The organism is Cellulomonas xiejunii, from assembly GCF_024508315.1.
In the GTDB taxonomy this organism is placed as follows: domain Bacteria; phylum Actinomycetota; class Actinomycetes; order Actinomycetales; family Cellulomonadaceae; genus Cellulomonas; species Cellulomonas xiejunii.
The window spans coordinates 2,066,320-2,087,946 of record NZ_CP101987.1 but is presented as its reverse complement, the minus strand read 5'-3'; the positions used below and the strand labels follow the sequence as shown (position 1 = coordinate 2,087,946).

Sequence of the window (21,627 nt, the reverse complement as noted above, 5' to 3'; positions counted from 1 at the left end):
TACCCCGGGCTAGCGTGGTCGCGCCGTGAGGAGGCCGACATGACCGAGTCGTTCGATGACGCGCAGGTGCCGGAGCTCGAGTACGACGAGACGATCCCGCCGCGACCCGAGGAGGAGGTCGCCGATGCTGCGCGGGCCACCCCGGACCGCGCGGGCCACGGGGGAGACGGAGCCTTCTCGCCGGGCGACGACGCCCTGGTGGCCGACCCGCGCGGCAACGCGGGCGAGGAGCGCACGGGGCACGGGATCGCCTGACGCGCGTCGCGGGCAGCCCCACGGCGCGGATGCGGCATGCTGGTCCGGTGCTGATCCGACGTGTCGACGAGGACGACTGGCCGACCGTGCGCGATGTGAGGCTGCGCGCCCTGCGGGAGTCGCCGGACGTCTTCGGTTCGTCGCTCGCGCGCGAGGAGCGGTTCGCCGAGTCGCACTGGCGTATGCGGCTGCGCACCAGCACCACGTGGATGGCGCTCGACGACGCGGGGGAGCCACGGGGTCTGGTGTCCCTCATCCAGGAGCCCGGCTCGCCTGAGGACGACCGGCACGTCGTGTCGTTGTGGGTCGCGCCCGAGGTGCGCCGGCAGGGCGTCGGCTGGTCCCTGCTCGACGCCGCGGTGCGCGGGGGAGCGGCGCAGGGCGCGGCGACGGTCTCCCTGTGGGTCGTCGACGACAACGCCTCCGCGGTCGACCTGTACGTCCGGGCCGGCTTCACGCGCACCGGCGAACGGCAGGTGCTGCCGCGGAACCCTGACCAGACCGAGGAGCGGTACGTGCGGCACACCGACCCCGGCGGCCTGACACCTCACTGACGTCGGAGGGTGGCCCGGGTGCCTCGAGCGCGCGGATCGCGCGCCCGAGGCGGCATCGTCAGCGAGCCGAGCGGTACTGCTCCGTCAGGGGGCACTGGAACGGGTCGCGTGCCGCGAGACCGACGGCGTTCAGGTGTCGGATGACGATCCCGTACGACTCCAGCAGCGACGTCTCGGTGTAGGGGATGCCGCGCTCGGCGCAGAACGCCCGGACGGTCGGCTGCACCTTGCGCAGGTGCGGGCGCGGCATGCTCGGGAACAGGTGGTGCTCGATCTGGTAGTTGAGGCCGCCCATGAACAGGTCGGTCAGCCGGCCGCCGCGCACGTTGCGGCTCATGAGCACCTGACGGCGCAGGAAGTCGATGCGCGAGTCGCGCGGCACGATGGGCATGCCCTTGTGGTTGGGCGCGAAGACGGCACCCATGTAGAGGCCGAACAGCCCGAGCTGCACGCCCAGGAACGCGAACGCCATGCCGACGGGCAGCACCCAGAAGACGAGCGCGAGGTAGCCGCCGATGCGCGCGGTGACGAACGCGATCTCCACGGGACGCCGCTTGACGGGTCCGCGCCCGAAGATCGTCTTGACGCCCGAGATGTGCAGGTTCAGGCCCTCCAGCAGGAGCAGCGGGAAGAACAGCCAGCCCTGCCGCTGCGTGAACCACCCGACGAGCCCGGAGCGCGGCTCCTTGAGGTCCTCGGTGTGGAAGACGAGGGCACCGGTGCCGATGTCCGGGTCCGCGCCGACCTGGTTCGGCTTGGCGTGGTGGCGGGAGTGCTTGTGCTGCCACCAGCCGTAGCTCATGCCGGCGTACAGGTTGGCGATCACCAGGCTGGCCCAGTCGTTCCAGCGCCCGGAGTCGAAGATCTGCCGATGGGCGGCGTCGTGGCCGAGGAACATCACCTGGCCCAGCACGACCGCGAGGACGGCGGCGGTGACGAGCTGCCACCAGGACGGACCACCGATGACGAGGGCGGCGACCAGGCCGGCCAGCAGGAGGGTCAGCACGACGAATCGCGTCCAGTAGTACGCGTGCCGCCGTCGCAGGAGCCCGGCGGCCTCGACGGTCCGGCTCAGCGCGGTGAAGTCGCTGACGACCCGGTCGCGCACCCGTCCACCTTCGCTGACGGCGGTCGCGGGCATCTGGTCCGTGTCCATCGCGCCTACCTCGCCCATGTCGTCGTCACGAGGCCGCAGAAGCGTCCGGGGGCGGGGGAGCACTGGGCAGGCATGAAGCCCTCCTTCGGGTGCGCGAGGCGGGTCCGCGGGGACGGTCGTCGTCCTGGACGGGTCCGATCGTACGTGTGCGTACGGCAAACCGCCCACAGGGTCCAATGGATTCACTCGCGTGTGGCGGGCGGCGTCCGCGCGGCCCCCTCCGCGTCGTCGCGCGCCGCGCACGAGCTGCAACCGGCGAGGTCACCGAGCGTCGTGGACCGAGCGACGCCGCCACCGGGGGAGTGCCTCAGGATGCCGACGCGCACCTGGGGTTGGCCACGGCCCGTTGCTGAGCCGCTGCGCCTGAAAGCAGTCTTCGGGAAAGAGAACCGGACGACAGGTCCGGCCGAGCGTAAAGACTCATTGCCGCCGCTGTGGCGTCGCGTCGCGGCTAGCTGTCGTGGCTCATGAGGTCGGTGCGCGGCGACGTAGTGGGCCCAGGTGCCGGCGTCGGCCTGCTGATGGCTGAACGCGGTTGCCTGGCTGTGACCGAGCGCGGCGGCGACGACGGCGCGCGCGGAACTGCTCTCGACTTCACGCAGGTCGCAACCCATCTCGGCTGGCGTACCGGGGAGTGGGCGGTCGACTCCATCGTGGCGTCGGATGCACCACGCAGCCGCCTACTGGCACCCCTGCGTATCAAGGACGGTCGTACTCACGAGGTGAGTCAGCGGGGGCGGTCTGAGCCAGCGTCTGCGGGTTGGCCCTCGGGCTCCTGCTGAAGCACTCGCGTAGGGTGGATGCACTGACGATCAAAGGAGATGGTCTCGCGTGGGCAACTATGGATGGGTCCTAGTTATCGCACTGCCCGTGGCGGTCATCGTCGGCATCGTCGTTCGCTATGTCAGATCGCGACACGACCGGCAGGCCCGACGTGAAGGCATGCGAATCGCGTTGAGTGCCGCTGACGAAGCTCAAGGAATATTCCTCGCGCGCCCGGAGCAAAGCCCTCTGCACTCTGAGTTCACGAATCGGGCCGCGCCCGAACTGGTACTTGACGAACATGAATCCTCGCCCGAGAACAGGCTTCGGGAAAGGGAACCCAACGACAGGTCCGGCCGAGCGTAAAGACGCAATGTCGTCACGGCGGAGTCGCGTCGCGGCTAGCTGTGTGGTTGAGGTCGGTGCGCGGCGACGTAGCGGGCCCAGTTGCCGGCGTCGGCCTGCTGGTGGCTGAACGCGGTGGCGTGGCTGTAGCCGAGCGCGTCGGCGACGACGGGCGGCGGGATCTCGTTCACGAGGTCGTCGAGGGCCCGGTTCCGAGCGCCCCGCAGTTCGACTCCGAGCCGGCGGAGGCGGTCCATGACCGTGTTCGGGTGCAGGTGACGGCCTGCGCGAGGGCTGGGAAACAGCCAGTCGCTGGCGTGACTTGCGGTGTTCAGGTTGGGTCGAGCGTGCACGTGTGCGCGAAGGAGCGCGGCGAAAGGTTCGGGCAGCGGGGTGGGGTGCTTGCCAAGGGCCAGAGACATGCCACCGGGAGAGTCGTGGACCGCGTCGACGCGCAGCGCGGATATCTTCACGAGCGGTTGGGCGAGGAGCAGGAGGAGCATCCCTGCGGTCCGGAAGGGAAGCGACTCGCTCTCACCCGTCAGCAGTTCGCGGATCCACGCCATCCGTTGGTCCTGCGTCATGGAGGGCCGGCTGCGAGCCATCCGGTGAGGCACCGTGACTGCCGGGTTGATGCGGCGCGCGTTGGCGAACACGAAGAACGTCCGGATGAAGTAGCGCGTCGTTGGTCCACCGTGAAGGTAGGCGTCGACGTCGCTCTGCAGGCAGGTGGCCGCGGTGCGGCCGTGCATCACGTCGAGCCAGGTCAGGAACTTGATCGTCTCGGTGATCTCCTGCTTGGCGTGGTGCACAGGCCCTCGCAGAGTGCGATCTCCGGGGTCGATCGCGCGGATCCGGTGCAGGTGGTGCCAGCGGGCGAACTGTTCGACTGGCTGCGCGATCTCCCGGCGCAAGGAAGCCAGCTTGCGTTCGAGCCACTGCTCGAACAAAGCCAGGAAGTGCTCACGCGCGGGGAGGATCTGGTGATGCTCCAGGAGGGCGCGCAGGTGTTCGACGTGCGTCCCCGATGCGTAGGCGTCCAGCCCGTCGTGGCTCAGCGGGACCGCTCCGGAAGCAACGTCGGTCAGCAGTGCCTGCACCTTTGCTGACCGCATCCAGGTCCGGATGCTCTCGGGTCGCCGGGCTGCGGACAGCACGTCGACCAGGCGCGACATGGCCGCGGGGTCGGCTGCACCTCGGACGAGTAGAGCATCAAGCTCACGACGCAGCAGGCACCGTGCGCAGCGGCGCGCGCGGCCGATCTCGCCCTCAAGTCCACAGTCGGCGCAGGTGAAGTCGAAGGGGATGCGCGCGCACGGTGCGCACATCCGGGCTCCGTCAGCGCGCAGGCCCGGAGTCAGTCGCCCGGCGCCACACTCGGCGCACGTCCCGTGGCAGCGGGTGGCCTCGTAGAAGCAGCTGCTGCAGATACGCCCTTCCGGCCACGTGGCGCGTTGACGCGTGGCCATGCGACCACAGCGGCCGCACGGTACGTCCCCAACGGATCGGGGGCGGCCGCGGGTGGTGTTCCGAGGTCTGAGTCCGTCGGGGGAGTCACTCATCGTCCAGAACCCGGGCGCGGCGCGGCCGAACAGAACGATCGAGCGCGACGACGTTCTCGCCGGCGGTGGCGGCCTTGCGTCGCGCACGCGCGTCGGCGGCGGTGACCGTGACGAGGTCGCCGATCTCGCACTGGAAGATGTCGCACAGGGCCGCGAGCAGATGCAGTGAGACCCGTTCCGGGCGCTGGTTGACCACCCGGTAGACCTGCACTCGTGACAGCTCGATGCCGCGCTCGGCGAGCAGAGGCACCAGCTCCGTGGTGTTGTGCAATCCGCGGGCGGCCATCAGTTCAGGAAGCCGCCAGGTGTAGTCGACGTCGCGTTTCATGTCCGTCCCTCCAGCGCTTCCCGGGTGGTCCGATTCAACGCTTGTCGCAGGGTAGAGGTCCGGAAGTCGGAACTGACGAAGGTGTAGATGCCCGTGGTCGACGCGTGCTCGTGTCCCATCTGCGCCTGGACGAACAGCGGATCCCAACCGTCCTCGAGCAGGTGGGTGGCGTAGGAGCGGCGAAGCGAGTGCAGGTCGAGCCCGGCGGGGAAGTCCAGTGCCTGGCAGTACCGCCGCAGCCGCCGCAGCAGGGTCGGCTCCGTGACCAGGGAGCCACGCTCGCTCGGGAAGACGTCGAGCGTGTCGCGCGAGCCGCGCCCGTTGGCCAGCCAGTCGCGGATGACGTCGGGGGTCCATCGAAAGACCGTGAGGACCGCTCGAGGCTTCGGGGGAGAGGCGCGTCGCGCCTTGCCGAAACGGACCTTGCACACGCCGTACTTGCCGAACTCCGCGGCGTGCGGGTTGCGCGCGAAGTCGACCAGCTGGAGGTGGCGCAGTTCGTTGAACCGCAGCCCGTAGGAGTACGCGACCTTGAGCATCGTGGCGTCTCGGTACGCGGCCTGCCACCCGCGCACCCCGGCCTTGGCTATCCGTTCGACTTCGGTGTCCGCGTGGTCGAACAGGCGCTGGAGCTCGCCGTGGGTGAACGGCCGCTTCGAGGGCCCGCCTTCGTACTCCTGGACGTGGGTGGCGGTGTTCCAGTCGAAGAAGACCTGCGCCGGGTGCTGGCCGAACAGCCGTTCGCACTCGAGGTCCCAGCCGTAGTCCGGGCTCGAGATGTACGAAGTGAAGAGCCGCAGCGCCGCCTGGTGAGCGCGGATCGTGGAATGGCTCAGGTGCCGGACCGACCTCAGGTCACCGAAGTACTCCTCGACGAGCAACGGGGTCCAGCGCCAGGGAAACTCGTTGACGTACTCGCTGAATCGGCGCACGTAGCGCAGTCGTTGATCGATCGTCGCGAACTGGAGGTTCCGGGAGAGCTGCTGGTTGCGCCATCCCTGCAGCATGTCCTCGACCGTCTGGTCCTCGGGATGCAGTGAGTAGACGCTGGGGACGACCCGCACACGACCTGCCTCGTCGACCGCCACGGGGCCTCCCAGTTGGTTGCATCTGATGAATCATCGTTGCATCAGATGTAACAGGAGGACAAGACGTGCAGGTCACGGCCTCAGGCGTGACGCGCCGTCGAGCGCCGCGCGTCGACGGGGTCGCTGGGCGCGCAGAACTGCTTCCGCGTTCGCGCAGGTCAGGGCCCATCTCGGTCGACGTACCGGGGAGGGGGTGGTCGGCCCGGTGGTTGCACCAGATGCAACACGCAGTCTACGTTCTGACATAATGCACATTATCGGCATTAGCGGGATGGGGCCCGAGAGCGGTGACCCCGACAGCGGCGAGGACTCCCTGGCTCTCTAGAGCACCGCAGCGAGCGCCCTGGCCCGCTCGGCGATCGCGGCGGCGTCGGCCGGCAGCCCCGGTTCGAACGGCAACGCGAGCCGGTCCTTGCTCTTGTCGCGGTAGCGCGGGATCACGTGCAGGTGGAAGTGGAAGACGGTCTGCCACGCGACAGGCCCGGAGCAGTTGAGCAGGTTGACGCCGTCGGCACCGAGCTCGGACAGGACGGCCCGGGCGATCCGCTGCGCCGCCAGCGTGGTGGCGGCCAGATCCTCCGCGGGAATGTCCGTCAGGTCGACGCTGTGCCGCTTCGGGATGACGAGCAGGTGGCCGTCCGAGCCCGGGTCGATGTCCATGAAGGCGAAGGTCGTGGCGTCCTCGGCGACCTTCGCGCACGGGACCGTCCCCGCCACGATGCCGCAGAACACGCACTCGGGCGTCGATACGATCGGCGTCGTCACGCCGCAATCGTAGCGACTCCCCTGCCCGACACTCCGGACATCAGCGACACCCCGCCACACCGGGGACGACGGCGCGCGGTGAACCGACCACAGGGCATGCGCGCGCCAGGGGCGTCCACAGATCCCCGGGAGAGCCACCCTCGCCTGCCGGCCGACCTGCACGCTCGAGCCATGGACAGCGACGACTCCCCCGGCTGGGCAGCGCCGGGGCCGGACGACGACCTCCCCGCGCTGCCGACGCACCCGTTACGCGACGTCGACGACATCCTGGAGGTGATGCTCTCGCTGGTCGGCCCGGAGCGTGCCGGTCCTCCGGCGCTCTGGCTCGTGCTGCTCGACGCCCACGGCATGATGCTGCCCGTCGTGCTGCCCCTCGTCGGGATCCCGCTGCAGCCCGACCCGTCGCAGGTGCGGCAGGTGCTGCTCGCGATGAGCGACATCCTGGCGCACGATGCCCCGGGCGGTTCGATCGCCGCCGCGCTCGTGCGCGCCGCAGGGGGTGACCGCGGAGCGTTCGAGCGGTCGTGGGAGCACGCCCTGCGTGCGGCGAGCGACGACCGCGGCCTGCGGGTGAGCGCCGTCGTCGCGATCGGCGAGCATCGCGCGCGTGTGCTCCCACCGTGACGCTGCGGCGTGACGCCGATGGCGGAGGCGCCTGCTGGTCAGGCCGGTCCGGGCGATGCCTCGTCGATCGCGGCGAGCTGCTCGAGCGTCGGCTCCCACAGCGCGGCCGCGACGTTCGCGCGCACCTGCTCCGGCGTGCGTGCACCGGAGATGATCGACGCGACTCCCGGCTGCGCGGCGAGCCCCCCGAGTGCGACGGTCGGCAGGTCGACACCCCAGTCGTCGGCCAGAGCGGCCAGGGCCTCGATGCGGTCGAAGTCCGCGGCGGCGAGCCGGTGCGGCATGCGCGAGAGTCGGCTGCCTGCGGGGGCTTCCTGCCCGCGTCGGTACTTGCCGGTCAGCAGGCCGGAGGCGAGCGGGACGTACGGCAGGATGCCGACGCCCACGTGCTCGGCGGCGGGTACGAGGTCGGCCTCGACGCCGCGGTCCAGCAGGTTGTACCGGTTCTGCGCGGACACGAACGGGGAGGTCCCGGCCGTGCGCGCCACCCAGTCGGCATCGACGACCTGCCAGGCCGCGAGGTTCGACGAGCCGAGGTACCGGACCTTGCCCTCCACGACGAGCTCGTGGAGGGCGGCGAGCGTCTCCTCGATCGGCGTCGCCGGGTCAGGACTGTGCAGCTGGTAGAGGTCGACGTGGTCCGTGCCGAGTCGGCGCAACGACCCCTCGATCGCGCGTCGGACGTACCGGCGCGAGCCGCGCGCGCCCCAGTCGGCGCCGTTCAGCCCGCCGACGTCGAGGCCGAACTTGGTCGCGACCACGACGTCGTCGCGACGACCACGCAGCGCCGCTCCCAGGAGCTCCTCGCTCTGCCCGGGCACTCCCCCGTACACGTCGGCGGTGTCGAAGAGCGTGACGCCCGCGTCGAACGCCGCGGCGACGACCCCGTGGACCTGGTCGGGCGGGAGCGTCGCGCCGAACGTGTTGCACCCCAGGCCGGCCGTCGAGACGGCCAGACCGCTGTCGCCGAGCCGGCGGAACGTCATGGTCATGCGCACCAGACTAGGCAGACGACGTGACGCACCCCCGCGCGTCACCCGACCGGACCACCGCGCGGACCAAATCCCTGTGAGCGGTGCCCCGGTCCCCCAGCCCGGCGCGCGACCGGTCCGCGTTCCTGCCACAGTGTGTGTTCACCAGACCTTCACGGCGGGACGGAACATCGCGGTCCCCGACCACGTTGGAGCATCAGGAAGCAGATCGATTCGATTCACGACCCGGCACGGCTCGGCACCCTGAGCCGTCGGGACGACACGGCACGGAGGTCCACCATGGCCAACAGGTCCCTGCGCGGCATGCGCATCGGGTCCCACAGCATGGAGACCGAGGAGGGCGTCGACTTCGCTCCTCGGCTCCAGGCGCACTACGACTGCCCCAACGGGCACACGATCATCCTGCCGTTCTCCGTCGAGGCGGACGTGCCCGTCGTCTGGGAGTGCCGTTGCGGCGCCGAGGCTCTGCTGCGCGACGCAGCGCAGCCCGAGGCCAAGGCCGGCAAGCCGCCGCGCACGCACTGGGACATGCTCCTGGAGCGCCGGACCGTGAACGAGCTGCAGGAGCTCCTCGACGAGCGTCTCGGCCTGCTGCGCGCCGGCAAGCTGCGCCGCAGCGCCTGACGCACGGGCTCACGCCCGCTGGTCACGACGACGCCCCGGTGGTTGACCACCGGGGCGTCGTGCTGCGTGCGGGGTGTGGCCCCGTGGCTCAGGCCGGGCCGTCGGGACGCTCGTCGCGCGGCAGCCGTGCCGCGCCCACCATGCCGGCCAGCACGATCCAGACGGCCAGCACGTCGGCCGTCAGCGCGGGCCAGTTCCCTGCGCGCGTGGCGGGCGTCAGGGACTCCCGCAGGGGCAGCGAGGCCACCATCTGGTCGGCGGTGAACAGCTCGGTGCGCTGCATGACGGCACCGTTGGGTGCGATCATCGCGCTGACGCCGACGGTCGAGATCTGCACCGTGGCGCGCCCGTGCTCGATGGCCCGCAGCCGCGACATCGCCAGCTGCTGCGTGGACTCGTCCGACCACCCGAACGACGCGTTGTTGGTCTGGACGACCAACAGCTCGCCGCCCTCGGCCACCGACTCACGGACGATCGCGTCGTACGCCACCTCGAAGCAGATGACGTCGCCGATGACGACGGTGCGCCCGAGCCGGGGCGACTCGACCGGCACCACACCGGGCTCGGTGCCCGGCAGCATGTCGCGCGTCACCAGGTCGACGGCGTCCGAGAAGTGCCGCACGAACGAGCGCATCGGGATGTACTCGGCGAACGGCGCGGGCCGCTGCTTGGAGTACGTCGCGACGGGTCCCACGCCCGGCTCCCACAGGACGGCGGTGTTGTAGCGCCCGCCCGACTCCGGGTACTGCACGGTGCCCACCAGCATCGGTGCGGCGACCTCCTGCGCGACGCCGTCGATGAGCCGGGCCGCCTCCTCGTCGACCTGCGGGTCGATGTCCGTGCCGTTCTCCGGCCACAGCACGACGTCGAGGTCGCCCGGTGCCGCACGGTCCAGCAGCGCACGGGTCCCGGCGACGTGGTTGTCGAGGACCTGGCGTCGTTCACCGAACGCATCGAGGCGTCCCGGCTCGGGGACGTTGCCCTGGACCGCGCCGACGCGCAACGTCCCGATCTGCGCGACCGTGTCGAGCGGGATCAGCAGCGAGGCCAGGACCACACCTCCGGCGGCGGCGAGCGCGCCGACGGTCCGACCCAGCGCGACCTGCCGGGCCGCCAGCACCGCCCGGGCGAGCAGCACCCCGAGCCCGGCCACGACGGCGGAGAGCAACGGCGTCCCGCCCAGCCACATGAAGGCCGCGAGCGGCGAGTCCGCCTGGGAGAACGCGAGCCGCCCCCAAGGGAAGCCCCCGAAAGGCCAGGTCGAGCGCAGCTCCTCCGCCCCGACCCACAGCAGCACGAACGCGAGCAGCTGCCACGCGCTGCTGCGCCACACCGCGTGCCCCCGGCGCGCCCACGCCCAGGCGGCGCCGAACAGGGCGATGTACGCCGCCTCGAGCACGGTGAGGGCGAGCCAGGGCACGGGGCCGACGGCGTCGTCGGCCCAGGTGATCATCGGGCCGAAGCAGGTCAGTCCCCAGACGAGTCCCACGAGCGCGTTCCAGCGGGCCGAGTCACGGCGCAGCGCGAGGTAGAGCAGGGCCATACCCACCGGGGCGAGGACCGGCCAGCCGGGGTCGGGGAACGCCAGCCGCGTGACCCAGCCTCCGGCGGCGGCGAGCACGAGCGTCAACCAGCGTGCGGGCGGCGGGAGGGGCACTGCAGCAGGTTACGTCAGCGACGGGGTGGCTCCGGCGGGAGGCTCCGCGGCGCAAAGCCCAGGCGCGCCGCCGATGGTGCGTCGCGCTCCCCCGCCCGACGCCCGTGTCCGACCGGTGATGCTCGACCGCTCTGTCGGACCGGACCGCTCGGCCGCACCGCACGGCCGGCCCGACCGACCGGCCCGCGCGCCCTTCGTACCGGCGAGGACATGTCCTGCCGTTTTCTGTTGAGCGCGCGGACCCGGCCGGAGCTCGGACCGTGCGGCACCGGATCAGCGGTACGTGTGGATCCCCCTCCGGTGCCCGCAACGACGGGCCACTGCGAAACTACCCCGCTGGCCCATCGTGTCAAGGGGACGTCCGGGCTGGTCAGGAGGATCGACCCAGGCCACAGCGTCCGCTTCGACCGTTCAGGGAAGACTTCACCCGGCGTGTCGTCAGCGTGTCGCGATTCGGGGCGACAGGGACGATTCGCCGCGGCGCCCGATTGCCGCGCTTTTTCACCCGCCGTCGGACGGGTAGCGCACATCAGTCCAGCGCGTCGTGCAGGACGACCCCGGCGCGCGTCGTCCGCAGGCACCGCGGCGTGGGCTCGTCGGGCCCCAGGTCCGGCAGCAGCGGGCTGCCGGCGCGAGGGTCGGCGCTCCACGTCGAGGTCCGCGACGCCTGGACGACGAGGTGCTCGGCCTGCCACACGGCGAGGTGCGCCGGCGCGCCGACCCGCACCTCCCCGGCGCCGCTGTGGTCGAGCCCGGCGAGCCGCCACCCACCGCGGGTCGCGGCACGGAACGCGGCGCGCACCGAGATCCGCTGGTCCGCCTCGTGGTGCCCCGACGCGCCGCGCACACCGGCCCACGGGTCGAACGGTGTCACGGGTGCGTCCGAGCCCAGGGCGAGCGGCACACCGGCCGCCGCCAGGTCGGCGAACGGGTTGAGGGACGCAGCCCGCCCGCGTCCCAGCCGGGTCGCGTACATCCCGTCAGGGCCGCCCCACGCCGTGTCGAACGCGGGCTGCACGGACAGCCGCAGGCCCAGCAGCACCATCTGCGCCAACGAGTGCGCGTCGACCATCTCGGCGTGCTCCACGCGGTGACCCGCGGCGGCGATCGCCGCTGTGCCCTCGACATCGGCCGCGGCGCGCAGACCCAGCAGGAGCTCGTCCAGCGCGCGGTCGCCGATGACGTGGAACGCCGCGTGCCGCCCGGCGCGGGTCACCGCGGTCACGTGGTTCGCGATCTGCTCGGCCGACATGTGCAGCGTGCCCGACGTGCCGGGTGCGTCGGCGTACGGGTGCCGCAGGGCGGCGGTACGTGAACCGATGGACCCGTCGACGTTCAGGTCCCCCCCGATCCCCGTCAGGCCGGGCAGGTCGGCCAGGAGCGCGCGGGCGTCGTCCACGGTGACGCACTGCTCCGCGCGGTACCCGATGACGAGCGGCAGCCCGGAGGCGTCGTCGGCGGTGGTCGTCAGCAGCTCACGCAGCCCGTCCCGCGTGTCGACGTGGGGCGCGGACTGCTCGTGGACGGAGACGATGCCCTGCGCGGCGGCCTGTGCGAGGACGTCGCGGTACAGCTGGCTGCGCTCCTGGGGTCCGACGGCCCGCGCCACGGCACGCGCGGCGTGGTGCGCTGCGCCCGTGACCCGGCCGTCGTCCGACCAGCCGGGCAGGTCGCGCAGCCCGGCGAGGTCGGCCAGCGCGCTGGAGACCACGGCGGAGTGCACGTCGACCCGCGCCAGGTAGACCGGCAGGCCCTGCCCGGCGACGTCGAGCTCGTGCCGGGTCGGGGGTCGTCCTTCGGGCCACGTGCTCTCGTCCCACCCGGTGCCGTGCACGACGCGGCGGTCACCTGGCGCGCGGGACGACGCGATGCGGGCGACGGCGTCCAGCGCGGCGGCCGCGCTCGGCACTCCCCCGGCCGCTGTCAGGTCCAGCCCGGCGGCGGCCAGGGCGGTCTCGAGGAGGTGCACGTGTGCGTCGACGAACCCGGGGGCGACGAGCGCCCCCTGCAGCTCCACGACCTCGTCGACGCCTGCGACGAGGCCGTCAGCGGTGTCGTCCGAGCCGAGCCAGGCGATCACCCCGTCCTCGACGAGCAGAGCCTCGGCGAAGGGGTCCGTCGGTGAGTGCACGACGCCGTGCCGGTAGAGGGTCGAGGTCACAGCGGTCCACGATAGGGCCACCTGGACGGTCGTGGCGTCTGCGGGTCGGACAGGCGTCCGACCCGCCCGCGGTCAGACGGCCGAGTACGCCACCACGCCGCGGCGCAGAGCGGTCACCGCGCGGTCCGCCGTGGTACGTAGGCGGGCCGTGGGCGCGGCGCCCGAGATCTGGTCGAGGACGTCGATCACCTGCTTGCACCAGCGCACGAAGTCCCCCGCAGCGAGGTCCGACCCACGCAGCACGGCGTCCAGGCTGCGACCGGCCGCCCACCGGTGGATCGGTTCGACCAGGCCCATGTCGAGCGGCTGGATGGTCTCGAGCCGCGCGTCGTGCTCGAGGTCCTCGAGCTGGGACCACGCCCGGACCGCGGCGTCGAGCGCGCGACCGAGGCGGCTGTCCGGACCTCCCGGGACGCGCGCCTCCGCGGCGTCGTCCCGACGCGACCGGTACACGATCGTGGAGACCGCCGCGGCGAGCCCGGGCGCGTCGAGCTCGTCCCACACGCCACGGCGCAGGCACTCCGCCAGCACCAGGTCGTTCTCCGCGTACAGGCGGCGCAACCAGCCGCCGTCCGGGGTGACCTGCAGGGCGCCGAACTCGTCCGTCGTGAGGTACCCGAGGGTGCACAGCACGTCGCAGATGCGGTCGAACACGGCCGCGATCGAGCCGGTGCGCCCGGCGATCCGTCGCACCAGTGCGGCGTGCTCGTCCCGCAGCCGTGCCCAGCGCTCGGCCCACCGCGCGTGGTCCTCCCGCTCGGGGCAGCGGTGGCACGGGTGCGCGCGCAGCTCGCGACGCAGCGACTCGAGCTCGGCGTCGTCGGCGGCTGCCGACCTGCGCTCCGCGCGCCGGCCGGCAGCGCGCGCGGGTGCCGGGGCGAGGTCGAGCTCGTCGAGCCGGGACCGCAGCCGCGCCGCCAGGTCGCGCCGGGCGGCGGGCGCCCGGACCTCGAACCGACCCGGGACCTTGAGCCGACCGACGGTGCGCAGGCCGGTCCCCACGTCCGCGACGGTCAGGCGGCGGACCTGCCGGTCCGTGGTCAGGACGGTCGGCCGCGGCCCGTCGAACCCGCCCTTGCCGCCGGGGTCGACGACGACTGCGTGCTCGACGCGCCGTCCGGCGGGGATCTCCACGACGTCACCGACGCGCAGGCCCTCGAGCGTGCGCGCGACGTCGGCGCGCCGCGTCGCGGCCTGGGCCTTCGCCAGGCCGCGCTCGCGGTCGGTGATCGCCCGGCGCAGGTCCATGTACTGGCCGAAGTCGCCGAGGTGGCACGACATCGCCTCGGCGTAGCCCTCCAGCGCCTCGGCGTGCGTCTGCGCCTGGCGTGCCAGTCCCACCACGCCGCGGTCCGCCTGGAACTGCGCGAAGGACGTCTCGAGGACGTCGCGGGCCCGCTCGCGCCCGACCTGCGCGACGAGGTTGACGGCCATGTTGTACGTGGGGCGGAAGGACGAGCGCAGCGGGTACAGCCGCCGTGACGCGAGCCCGGCGAGCTGCACGGGGTCGAGGGCGCCGTGCGCGACGACGACGGCGTGCCCCTCGGTGTCGATGCCGCGGCGGCCCGCCCGCCCGGTGAGCTGGGTGTACTCCCCCGGTGTGACGTCGACGTGCGAGCTGCCGTCCCACTTCACGAGCTTCTCGAGCACGACCGACCGGGCGGGCATGTTGATGCCCAGCGCGAGGGTCTCGGTGGCGAACACGACCTTGACCCAGCCCCGGGAGAACAGGTCCTCCACCGTCTCCTTGAACAGCGGCAGCATGCCTGCGTGGTGTGCGGCGACGCCCCGCACGAGACCCTCGACGAACGCGTCGTAGCCGAGGATCTCGAGGTCCTCCGGCGGGATGGCCGCGCACCGCTCCTCGGCGACGCGCCGGATGTCGGCCCGCTCCGCCGGGGTGGTCAGGCGCACGCCGGCGGTCAGGCACTGCTGCACCGCGGACTCGCAGCCGAGGCGGGAGAAGATGAAGACGATGGCAGGCAGGAGCCCGGCCTGGTCGAGCTCGTCGACGACCACGAACCGCGGCGCGGGGCGCACTCCCGTGCCGGGCCGGTGGCCGCCGCGCCCGCGGTCCCCCCGGTCGCGTGGCCCGCGGCGCTCCCGCTCCCCCGGCGGTTGACGCCGCAGCAGGTGGGTGAGGTCAGGGTTGATGGGCGGGTCGACGCCCGGCGCGGTGGGGTCGACGTGCCCGGCGTACAGATCGAGGAGCCGGTCGCCCACCAGGACGTGCTGCCCCAGCGGGACGGGACGGTGCTCGCTGACGACGACGGTGGTGTCGCCCCGCACGGTGGCGAGCCAGTCGCCGAACTCCTCCGCGTTGGACACCGTCGCGGACAACGAGACCAGCTGGACGTCGTCGGGCAGGTGGATGATCACCTCTTCCCACACGGGCCCGCGGAACCTGTCCGCGAGGTAGTGGACCTCGTCCATGACGACGTACCCGAGGCCGTCGAGCGCCGCCGAGCCGGCGTACAGCATGTTGCGCAGCACCTCGGTGGTCATGACGACCACGTCGGCGTCACCGTTGACGGTGGTGTCGCCGGTCAGCAGCCCGACGCGCTCGGTGCCGTGCAGCCGGGCCAGGTCGGCGTACTTCTGGTTGGACAGCGCCTTGATGGGTGTCGTGTAGAACGCCTTGCGTCCGGCCGCGAGTGCCAGGTGGACGGCGAACTCCCCGACGACCGTCTTGCCGGCCCCGGTGGGTGCGGCGACGAGGACGCCGCTACCGCGTTCCAGGGCGGCGCACGCCTCGACCTGGAAGTCGTCGAGCGGGAAGTCGAGCCGCGCCCGGAACTCCGCGAGCCGGCCGCGGTCGGCGGCGGCGCGACGCCGGGACGCGGCGTAGCGCTCGGCCGGTGACGGCTCGGGTGGGGAGGACGGGCGGTTCGGCTCGAGCGTGTCGGGCGCGACGCGTGGGGTGCTGCGGCGACGTGAGGGCACGGGGCAACCCTAGGCACGTGGGGTCCCCCGGGCGCGCGGCACGTCGCTACCCGAGCAGGAGGAGCGCCCCCGGTACCACCTCGACCAGCAGGGGCAGGCCACCGAGGCGCTCGCCGTCCGCGAAGGCGGCAGGTGGTGCGGGGCCCAGGTCGGGCGCGGGCTCGACGAGGACCCGGCGCCCGCGCAGGACGCGCACCCGCGGGTCGTCGACGTGCCGCCCGCGGTAGATGCGCGGGAAGATCCCGACGGCCTCCCGGCGTGAGAACGGGCCGGCGAGCACGACGTCGAGCAGGCCGTCGTCGGGGACGGCGTCGGGGGCGATCGGCAGGCCACCGCCGAACCACGGGGTGTTGGCCACGGCGACCAGGGTGCCGGCGGACTCCCACGTGGTGTCGTCGACCTGGACGCGGTAGCCGTAGGGGCGGAACGCCGCGAGCTCGGGCACCAGGGCGCGCAGGTAGCGGGCGTGCCCGTGCGGCCACGTCAGGGCGTTCGCGCGCGCGTTGACAGCGGCGTCCAGACCGCAGGACAGGACACCGGCGTACCACCGTGGCGAGTCCCCGTCGGGTGGGCCCGCGCGGACGGCATCGACACGGCGCGGCCCGGCGCGCAGCGCCCGGTCGACCACCGCGACGGCGCGGTCGACGTCGCCGCGGGGCAGACCGAACGACCGCGCGACGTCGTTGCCGGTGCCGACCGCGACGATGCCGAGCGGCAGGTCGGTACCCGCGACGACACCGACGCCCAGGTGCACCATGCCGTCGCCGCCGACCACGACCAGGGCGTCCAGACCGGCGGTCGCCGCCTCGCGCGCGCGGTCCGTCGCCAGGGCGAGCGTGGGCGCGGACAGGTCGTGCACGTCGTGGCCGGCACGCCGCAGGAGACGGTGGGTGCGGCGTCCGACGCTGCTGCCGTGTCCCGTGCCGGCGACCGGGTTGACGACGAGACCGACGGTGCTCATGCGGTGCCCGGTGCGGTGTCGTCGTCGGCCATCGTGCCGTCGAGCCGCGGCAGGCCCTGGGCGACGAGCTTGCGGTCGAGCCGTCGGTCGTGCAGCACGCACACGCCGAGGGCGGCGAAGAAGAGCAGGCACATCGGGATGGCGACGGCCAGCATCGTCATTGCGTCGGGTGTGGGGGTCGCGATGGCGGCGAACACGAACGCGACGAGCACCGCCCAGCGCCAGCCCGCGAGCCACGTGCGGGCGCGCACCAGGCCGACCAGGTTGAGCGCCACCATGACGACGGGCAGCAGGAACCCGACGCCGAACGCCAGGACGACGCGCATGACGAAGCTCAGGTACAGCTGCGCGTCGACCCAGTTGGTGGTCTCGGGTGGGACGAAGTCCGCGAACAGGTGCACCGCGTTGGGCAGGGCCCACCACGCGAGTGCCGCACCGGCGAGGAACAGCGGGACCGCGACGGCGAGGAACCCGACGGCGTACCGGCGCTCCTTGGACGTCAGACCCGGGGTGATGAACGCCCACAGCTGGTAGATCCACCACGGGGCGGTGAGGAGCACGCCGAGGAACAACGAGACCTTCACCTGCATGTCGAACGCGGTGGCCACGCCCTGGAAGTTCAGGGCCACCTGCCGGCCGCGTTCGTCGGCGATGTCGAGGACCGGCTGCTGGAGGATGTCGAAGACCGGCTCGTACAGCAGCCAGCCGCCGACGCCGCCGACGAGCAGCCCCAGCGCGACGAGCACGATTCGTCGGCGCAGCTCGCGCAGGTGCTCACGCAACGGCATGCGGCCGTCGGGCTCGGCGCCGCGCCGGGGTCTCCGGCTCACGGGCGGTTCAGGGACGCGGCGGGGCGGGCGGCCCGGCCGGGGGCGGCGGCGGCACGTCGGTCCCGGGTCCGGCCACCGGGTCCGGGCCGGCAGCGGGGTCGTGCCGCTTGTCGTCGTCGGTGAGGTCCTTGACCTCGTTCTTGAAGATCTTCATGGACTGGCCGATGCTCTTGGCCAGCCCCGGCAGGCGGTTCGCCCCGAACAGCAGCAGGACCACCACCAGGACGATGATCACGTGCCAGGCACTGATGTTCCTGCCCATGACGACCCCTCTGTGATCCGGTGTGTTCCTGCGCCCGCGAGTCTATGTCGTCGCTCAGGCGTGCCGATGCACCTGTCCTCGTGGACGGGCGCCGACGCTGGGTCCGCCGACGTCACCCGAGCCAGCGCGCGGACGCGTCCGCGACGCTCGCGCGGTGCCTGTCGCGTCGCCGTGCGCGTCGCTCACGCCGCTCGGCGCGCAGCTGCTCGACACGGGCCCGCAGCGCGTCGGCGTCGCCACCCAGTGCCGGGCGCAGCTCCACGTGGGCCGCACGTGCCTGCTCCTCGAGCTCGGCGGCGCGCTGCGCGAGCTGCTCGGCGACGTCACCGGCGCGGACCAGCTCGTGCCCGAGCGCGACCGCCGAGCGCCAGAGCCGCCGCCCCACCAGGAACGCCCCGGCGAGGGTCGCCAGCACCAGGACCGTCCAGACCGTGAACCAGAGCACCTCAGGCCTCCCCCGTCGTCGTGCCGAGCAGCGGGCCGTACGCCTCGAGCGCCGCGCGCGCCGCGGCGGCGGTGTCCCGCGCCACGTGCGACGGGCGGACCTCGAGGACCTCGTCGGCGACCTGCAGGAGCAGGTGCCGCAGCCACGCGGGCTGCACGACGCGCAGGTCGACCTCGAAGGCCCCGTCCGGCAGCTCACGCGTGCGCTCGACGGGCACGGTCTCGGCGACCCACCGTGCCCGCCCGGCCAGCCTGACCGTGACGAGCTCACCGGACGCGTCGGGCTGGAAGTCGACGTCGTCGTCGGCGAGCGGGTGCTCGTCCGCCGGTGCGTCCAGGACGGTCGCCTCGACGATCCGGTCGACGCGGAACTTGCGCTCGGCGTCCGCGGCCAGCGACCACGCCAGCAGGTAGGAGTGCTCGTCCGCCGTGACCAGCCGGACGGGGTCGACCTCGCGCTCGGTCAGGACGTCGGACGCGTCGACGTACCGCAGACGCAGGCGACGACGACCCGTCAGGGCGGTCCCGATCGCGGCGGCGACGGCGGGCACAGCGCCGACCTGGAGCTCCACGTCGACCGGCGCGCCGGCGGCCGCGTCACCGGTCGCGGCCTGCACCTTGGCGAGCACCGAGTCGAGCGCCGCGGCGCGCTCCGCGTCGAGTGCCGGGCGCAGCGCCGTGAGCGACCGCAGCGCCGCGAGCAGCGCGACACCCTCCCGCGGCCCGAGCCGCAGGGGCCGCGTGACGCCACGGCCCTCCGTGAGCCGCACGACGCCCTGCTCGTACGACGAGGCGTCGAAGTCGATGAGGTCGTCGGGCAGGTACCCGGGCGTGCCGGTGACCCACAGCGTGTCGACGTCGGCCATGACCTGCTCGGGCGTGACGCCGAACTGGGCCGCGACCTGGTCCACGGGGACGTCCTCGTGCCGCTCGAGGTAGGCGATCATCCCGAGCATCCGCACCAGGCGGTCGCTCGCGCGCTCAGGCACCTCGCGCCTCCTCGACGTGGGGGTCGCGCCGACCCGTGGGGCCGGCCGCGTCGGTGCCCGGTGGCCGCAGCGCGTCCAGCGTCGCCGCGACGCGCAGCATCCCGACGACCGCGTCACGCACCTGCGGCGGGTCGAGGACGACCACGGCGTCGCCGTAGGCGACGACCTCCTCGGCCAGCTCCCAGTCGAGGCGGTAGGGCACCGCCACCAGCTCACGGCCGTCCAGGACGTGGTCGGCACCGGGGGGCAGCGGGCGGTCCGCCGGGGCGGGCGTGGCACGTGCCCGCAACGCCTCCGCCCGGTGCGGGGTCACCGCGAGCAGTGCCGTGCGCTCCGGCCCGTCGCCCATCCATGCGTGCGACGCGTCCGCGAGCTCCTGCGCGGTCGGCGCGTCGAACCCGCCCGGACCGCCCAGGGGCCGGACGGCACCGCGGATGCGGCTGAGCCGGAACGACCGGCTCGCGTCGCGGTCGCGGTCCCGCGCCAGCAGCACCCACCCCCCGCGACGGGCCAGCAGCTTCCACGGCTCGACGCGCCGCTCGCGCACCTCACCGGTCGTCGCCGCGTGGTACGTGAACCGGACGGCCTGCCGGTTCTGCACGGCGTCCACCAGCGGGGCGAAGGCGTCGCCCCCGGCCCGCACGCGCGGGGCCAGACCGGCCACGAGGTCGTGCGCCTGGGGGGCCTCACCCACCGCGCGGAGCTTGGTCAGGGCGCGCGTCGAGTCCGCACGCAACGACTGGTCCTGCCACACCTGCGCCGCGAGTGCCAGGACGCCCAGCTCGGCGGCGGTCAGCTCGATCGGGGGCAGCGACCAGCTCGCCGTGTCGATGCGGTACCCGATGTCGTCACCGTGCCCGGCGTGCGTCACCGTCAGGACCGGGATCCCCAGCTCACGCAGGGTGTCCTTGTCGCGCTCGAACATCCGCTCGAAGGCCTCGTCCGAACGGGCGTCCCTGTACCCGGCGACGGAGGTGCGCACCTGCTCCTTCGTCATGCGGCCCGGAGTGTTCACCAGGGCGATGACGAGGTTGAGCAGGCGCTCGGCGGGCGGGATCGCGGGAGGCATCGAGCACCACGGTAGTCGTCGCGGGCGCGCTCGCGGGCGCGGACGGCGCACGGCACGCCGGTAGCGTGGGCGCGTGATCGCGTGGCGTGCGGGAGTGGTGACGGAGTGCCGGGCCCGGTGGGACGGTGCCTGCGAGTCGACGGTGGCGCTCGACGGCGAGGACCGCACGGTCCGGGCGCTGTCGTACCCGCACCTGGTGGGCGAGGTGGTCCCGGGTGCGCACGTGCTCCTCAACGCCACCGCGTTGCTGCGAGGGCTGGGGACCGGGGGGTACGCGCTCGTCGTGGCACGCACCGACGCGCTGGTGCCCGACCCGCTGCCCGGCCCGGGCCACCTGGTCAAGGCGCGCTACACCCCCCTGCAGGCGATGGTGCTGGGCGTGGACGACCAGGAGTCGCCGCACCACGACGTCCTGCGTGACGCCGACGACCTCGCGGGGCTGCCCGTGGTCGTCGCGGACCTGCACTCGGCGCTGCCCGCGGTGATCGCCGGCGCCCGCGCCGCGGCCGAGCGGCTGGGACGGGAAGCACCACGCGTCGCGTACGTCATGACCGACGGGGGTGCGCTGCCCGCGTGGTTCTCGCGCGCCGTGGACGGCCTGCGCACCGCCGGGTGGATCGCGGCGTGCGTGACGACGGGTCAGGCGTTCGGCGGCGACCTCGAGGCCGTCACGGTCCACACCGGGCTGCTCGCCGCGCGGCACGTCGTCGGCGCGGACCTCGTGGTGGTGGCGCAGGGCCCGGGGAACCTGGGCACCGGCACACGATGGGGCTTCTCCGGCGTCGCGGCCGGTGAGGCCCTCAACGCCGCCGGCGTGCTCGGGGGGCGCCCCGTCGCGTCCCTGCGGGTGTCCGGGGCCGACGCGCGCGAGCGTCACCTGGGCGTGTCGCACCACTCCTTGACGGCGTACGGCCGGGTCGCGCTGTCCCCCGCCGACGTGGTCGTCCCGGTGTTCTCCCGCGACCTGCCCGGCACGCCGCGGGACCTCACGGCCGACCCGGAGCCCGCGGCGTGGACCGCGCTCGCGGACCGCGTCGCCGGTCAGGCCGCCGCGCTCGCGGTGCCGCAGGGACGCCACGCGGCCGTGGCCGAGGCCGCCGGGACGGACCTGCTCGACGCGCTGCGGAGCTGCCCGGTGCGGCTGTCGACCATGGGGCGAGGCCTCGACGCCGACCCCGCGGCCTTCCTCGCGGCCGCGGTCGCGGGCGTGCACGCCATCACGGTCGCCTGACGCGCCCCCGGTGGGGTCGCGTCGC

21 protein-coding genes are annotated in these 21,627 nt (G+C 73.1%); 5 read left to right on the top strand and 16 right to left on the bottom strand.

The genetic code is table 11. From position 1 onward, the window contains the following. Positions 1 to 39 precede the first annotated feature (39 nt). Both NP048_RS09545 and NP048_RS09540 read left to right on the top strand, forming a co-directional pair. Positions 40 to 255 carry a hypothetical protein gene (locus tag NP048_RS09545; protein WP_227578751.1) on the top strand — a complete coding sequence of 72 codons (216 nt, stop codon included), beginning with the start codon at positions 40 to 42 and terminating at the stop codon, positions 253 to 255. Between the two features lie 47 nt (positions 256 to 302). After that, positions 303 to 809, top strand: coding sequence for a GNAT family N-acetyltransferase (locus NP048_RS09540; protein WP_227578750.1), 507 nt, complete (start codon positions 303 to 305; stop codon positions 807 to 809). A 58-nt stretch (positions 810 to 867) separates the two neighbouring features. Here the strand turns inward: NP048_RS09540 and NP048_RS09535 are convergent, their stop codons facing one another. The 6 genes from NP048_RS09535 to NP048_RS09510 form a co-directional block, all read right to left on the bottom strand. Continuing rightward, complete coding sequence (locus NP048_RS09535; RefSeq protein ID WP_372456855.1) at positions 868 to 1,965, bottom strand: fatty acid desaturase family protein; 1,098 nt, start codon at positions 1,963 to 1,965, stop codon at positions 868 to 870. An 852-nt stretch (positions 1,966 to 2,817) separates the two neighbouring features. Further along, positions 2,818 to 3,030: a hypothetical protein gene (locus NP048_RS09530; protein WP_227578749.1), complete on the bottom strand. Its 213-nt coding sequence runs from the start codon at positions 3,028 to 3,030 to the stop codon at positions 2,818 to 2,820. A gap of 98 nt (positions 3,031 to 3,128) precedes the next feature. Next, entirely contained in the window at positions 3,129 to 4,247 is a 1,119-nt protein-coding gene (locus NP048_RS09525; RefSeq protein WP_227578748.1) for a recombinase XerD, read from the bottom strand. Between the two features lie 379 nt (positions 4,248 to 4,626). After that, a complete protein-coding gene (locus NP048_RS09520) occupies positions 4,627 to 4,962 on the bottom strand; it encodes a helix-turn-helix domain-containing protein (protein ID WP_227578747.1) in 336 nt (111 codons plus the stop codon). Further along, positions 4,959 to 6,050: a tyrosine-type recombinase/integrase gene (locus tag NP048_RS09515; RefSeq protein ID WP_227578746.1), complete on the bottom strand. Its 1,092-nt coding sequence runs from the start codon at positions 6,048 to 6,050 to the stop codon at positions 4,959 to 4,961. The genes NP048_RS09520 and NP048_RS09515 overlap by 4 nt, the downstream gene beginning before the upstream one ends. A gap of 321 nt (positions 6,051 to 6,371) precedes the next feature. Then, the gene (locus NP048_RS09510) at positions 6,372 to 6,815 is read right to left on the bottom strand and encodes an HIT family protein (RefSeq protein WP_227578745.1); all 444 of its coding nucleotides are present in this window, start codon (positions 6,813 to 6,815) and stop codon (positions 6,372 to 6,374) included. 171 nt (positions 6,816 to 6,986) lie between these two features. Between NP048_RS09510 and NP048_RS09505 the strand changes: the two genes are divergently transcribed. Further along, positions 6,987 to 7,439: a hypothetical protein gene (locus tag NP048_RS09505; RefSeq protein ID WP_227578744.1), complete on the top strand. Its 453-nt coding sequence runs from the start codon at positions 6,987 to 6,989 to the stop codon at positions 7,437 to 7,439. Between the two features lie 38 nt (positions 7,440 to 7,477). On the opposite strand, the gene NP048_RS09500 is transcribed toward NP048_RS09505, so the two are convergent. Further along, on the bottom strand, positions 7,478 to 8,425 hold the full coding sequence (locus NP048_RS09500; RefSeq protein WP_227578775.1) for an aldo/keto reductase: 948 nt from the start codon (positions 8,423 to 8,425) through the stop codon (positions 7,478 to 7,480). A gap of 285 nt (positions 8,426 to 8,710) precedes the next feature. On the opposite strand from NP048_RS09500, the gene NP048_RS09495 reads away from it, so the two are divergent. Continuing rightward, positions 8,711 to 9,055, top strand: coding sequence for an RNA polymerase-binding protein RbpA (locus NP048_RS09495; protein WP_207342246.1), 345 nt, complete (start codon positions 8,711 to 8,713; stop codon positions 9,053 to 9,055). 88 nt (positions 9,056 to 9,143) lie between these two features. Here NP048_RS09495 and lnt read toward each other — a convergent pair whose 3' ends face one another. From lnt to NP048_RS09450, 9 genes are all read right to left on the bottom strand, one after another. Next, positions 9,144 to 10,712, bottom strand: coding sequence for an apolipoprotein N-acyltransferase (lnt, locus tag NP048_RS09490; RefSeq protein WP_227578743.1), 1,569 nt, complete (start codon positions 10,710 to 10,712; stop codon positions 9,144 to 9,146). A 529-nt stretch (positions 10,713 to 11,241) separates the two neighbouring features. Continuing rightward, positions 11,242 to 12,873 (bottom strand): amidohydrolase, encoded by a 1,632-nt coding sequence (locus NP048_RS09485; RefSeq protein WP_227578742.1) that lies wholly within the window; start codon positions 12,871 to 12,873, stop codon positions 11,242 to 11,244. A gap of 72 nt (positions 12,874 to 12,945) precedes the next feature. Beyond that, a complete protein-coding gene (locus tag NP048_RS09480; RefSeq protein ID WP_227578741.1) occupies positions 12,946 to 15,816 on the bottom strand; it encodes a DEAD/DEAH box helicase in 2,871 nt (956 codons plus the stop codon). A gap of 46 nt (positions 15,817 to 15,862) precedes the next feature. Beyond that, positions 15,863 to 16,777: a diacylglycerol/lipid kinase family protein gene (locus NP048_RS09475; protein WP_227578740.1), complete on the bottom strand. Its 915-nt coding sequence runs from the start codon at positions 16,775 to 16,777 to the stop codon at positions 15,863 to 15,865. Next, on the bottom strand, positions 16,774 to 17,565 hold the full coding sequence (tatC, locus tag NP048_RS09470; RefSeq protein ID WP_227578774.1) for a twin-arginine translocase subunit TatC: 792 nt from the start codon (positions 17,563 to 17,565) through the stop codon (positions 16,774 to 16,776). Before tatC ends, NP048_RS09475 begins: the two co-directional genes overlap by 4 nt. Before the next feature lie 49 nt (positions 17,566 to 17,614). Then, positions 17,615 to 17,869, bottom strand: coding sequence for a Sec-independent protein translocase subunit TatA (gene tatA / locus NP048_RS09465; protein ID WP_227578739.1), 255 nt, complete (start codon positions 17,867 to 17,869; stop codon positions 17,615 to 17,617). Between the two features lie 112 nt (positions 17,870 to 17,981). Then, complete coding sequence (locus tag NP048_RS09460) at positions 17,982 to 18,314, bottom strand: hypothetical protein (protein WP_227578738.1); 333 nt, start codon at positions 18,312 to 18,314, stop codon at positions 17,982 to 17,984. Position 18,315: 1 nt separating this feature from the next. After that, complete coding sequence (locus NP048_RS09455; protein WP_227578737.1) at positions 18,316 to 19,302, bottom strand: helix-turn-helix transcriptional regulator; 987 nt, start codon at positions 19,300 to 19,302, stop codon at positions 18,316 to 18,318. Then, positions 19,295 to 20,371 (bottom strand): helix-turn-helix transcriptional regulator, encoded by a 1,077-nt coding sequence (locus NP048_RS09450; protein ID WP_227578736.1) that lies wholly within the window; start codon positions 20,369 to 20,371, stop codon positions 19,295 to 19,297. The genes NP048_RS09455 and NP048_RS09450 overlap by 8 nt, the downstream gene beginning before the upstream one ends. 73 nt (positions 20,372 to 20,444) lie before the next feature. On the opposite strand from NP048_RS09450, the gene NP048_RS09445 reads away from it, so the two are divergent. Then, the gene (locus NP048_RS09445; RefSeq protein ID WP_227578735.1) at positions 20,445 to 21,602 is read left to right on the top strand and encodes a DUF3866 family protein; all 1,158 of its coding nucleotides are present in this window, start codon (positions 20,445 to 20,447) and stop codon (positions 21,600 to 21,602) included. Positions 21,603 to 21,627: the final 25 nt, after the last annotated feature.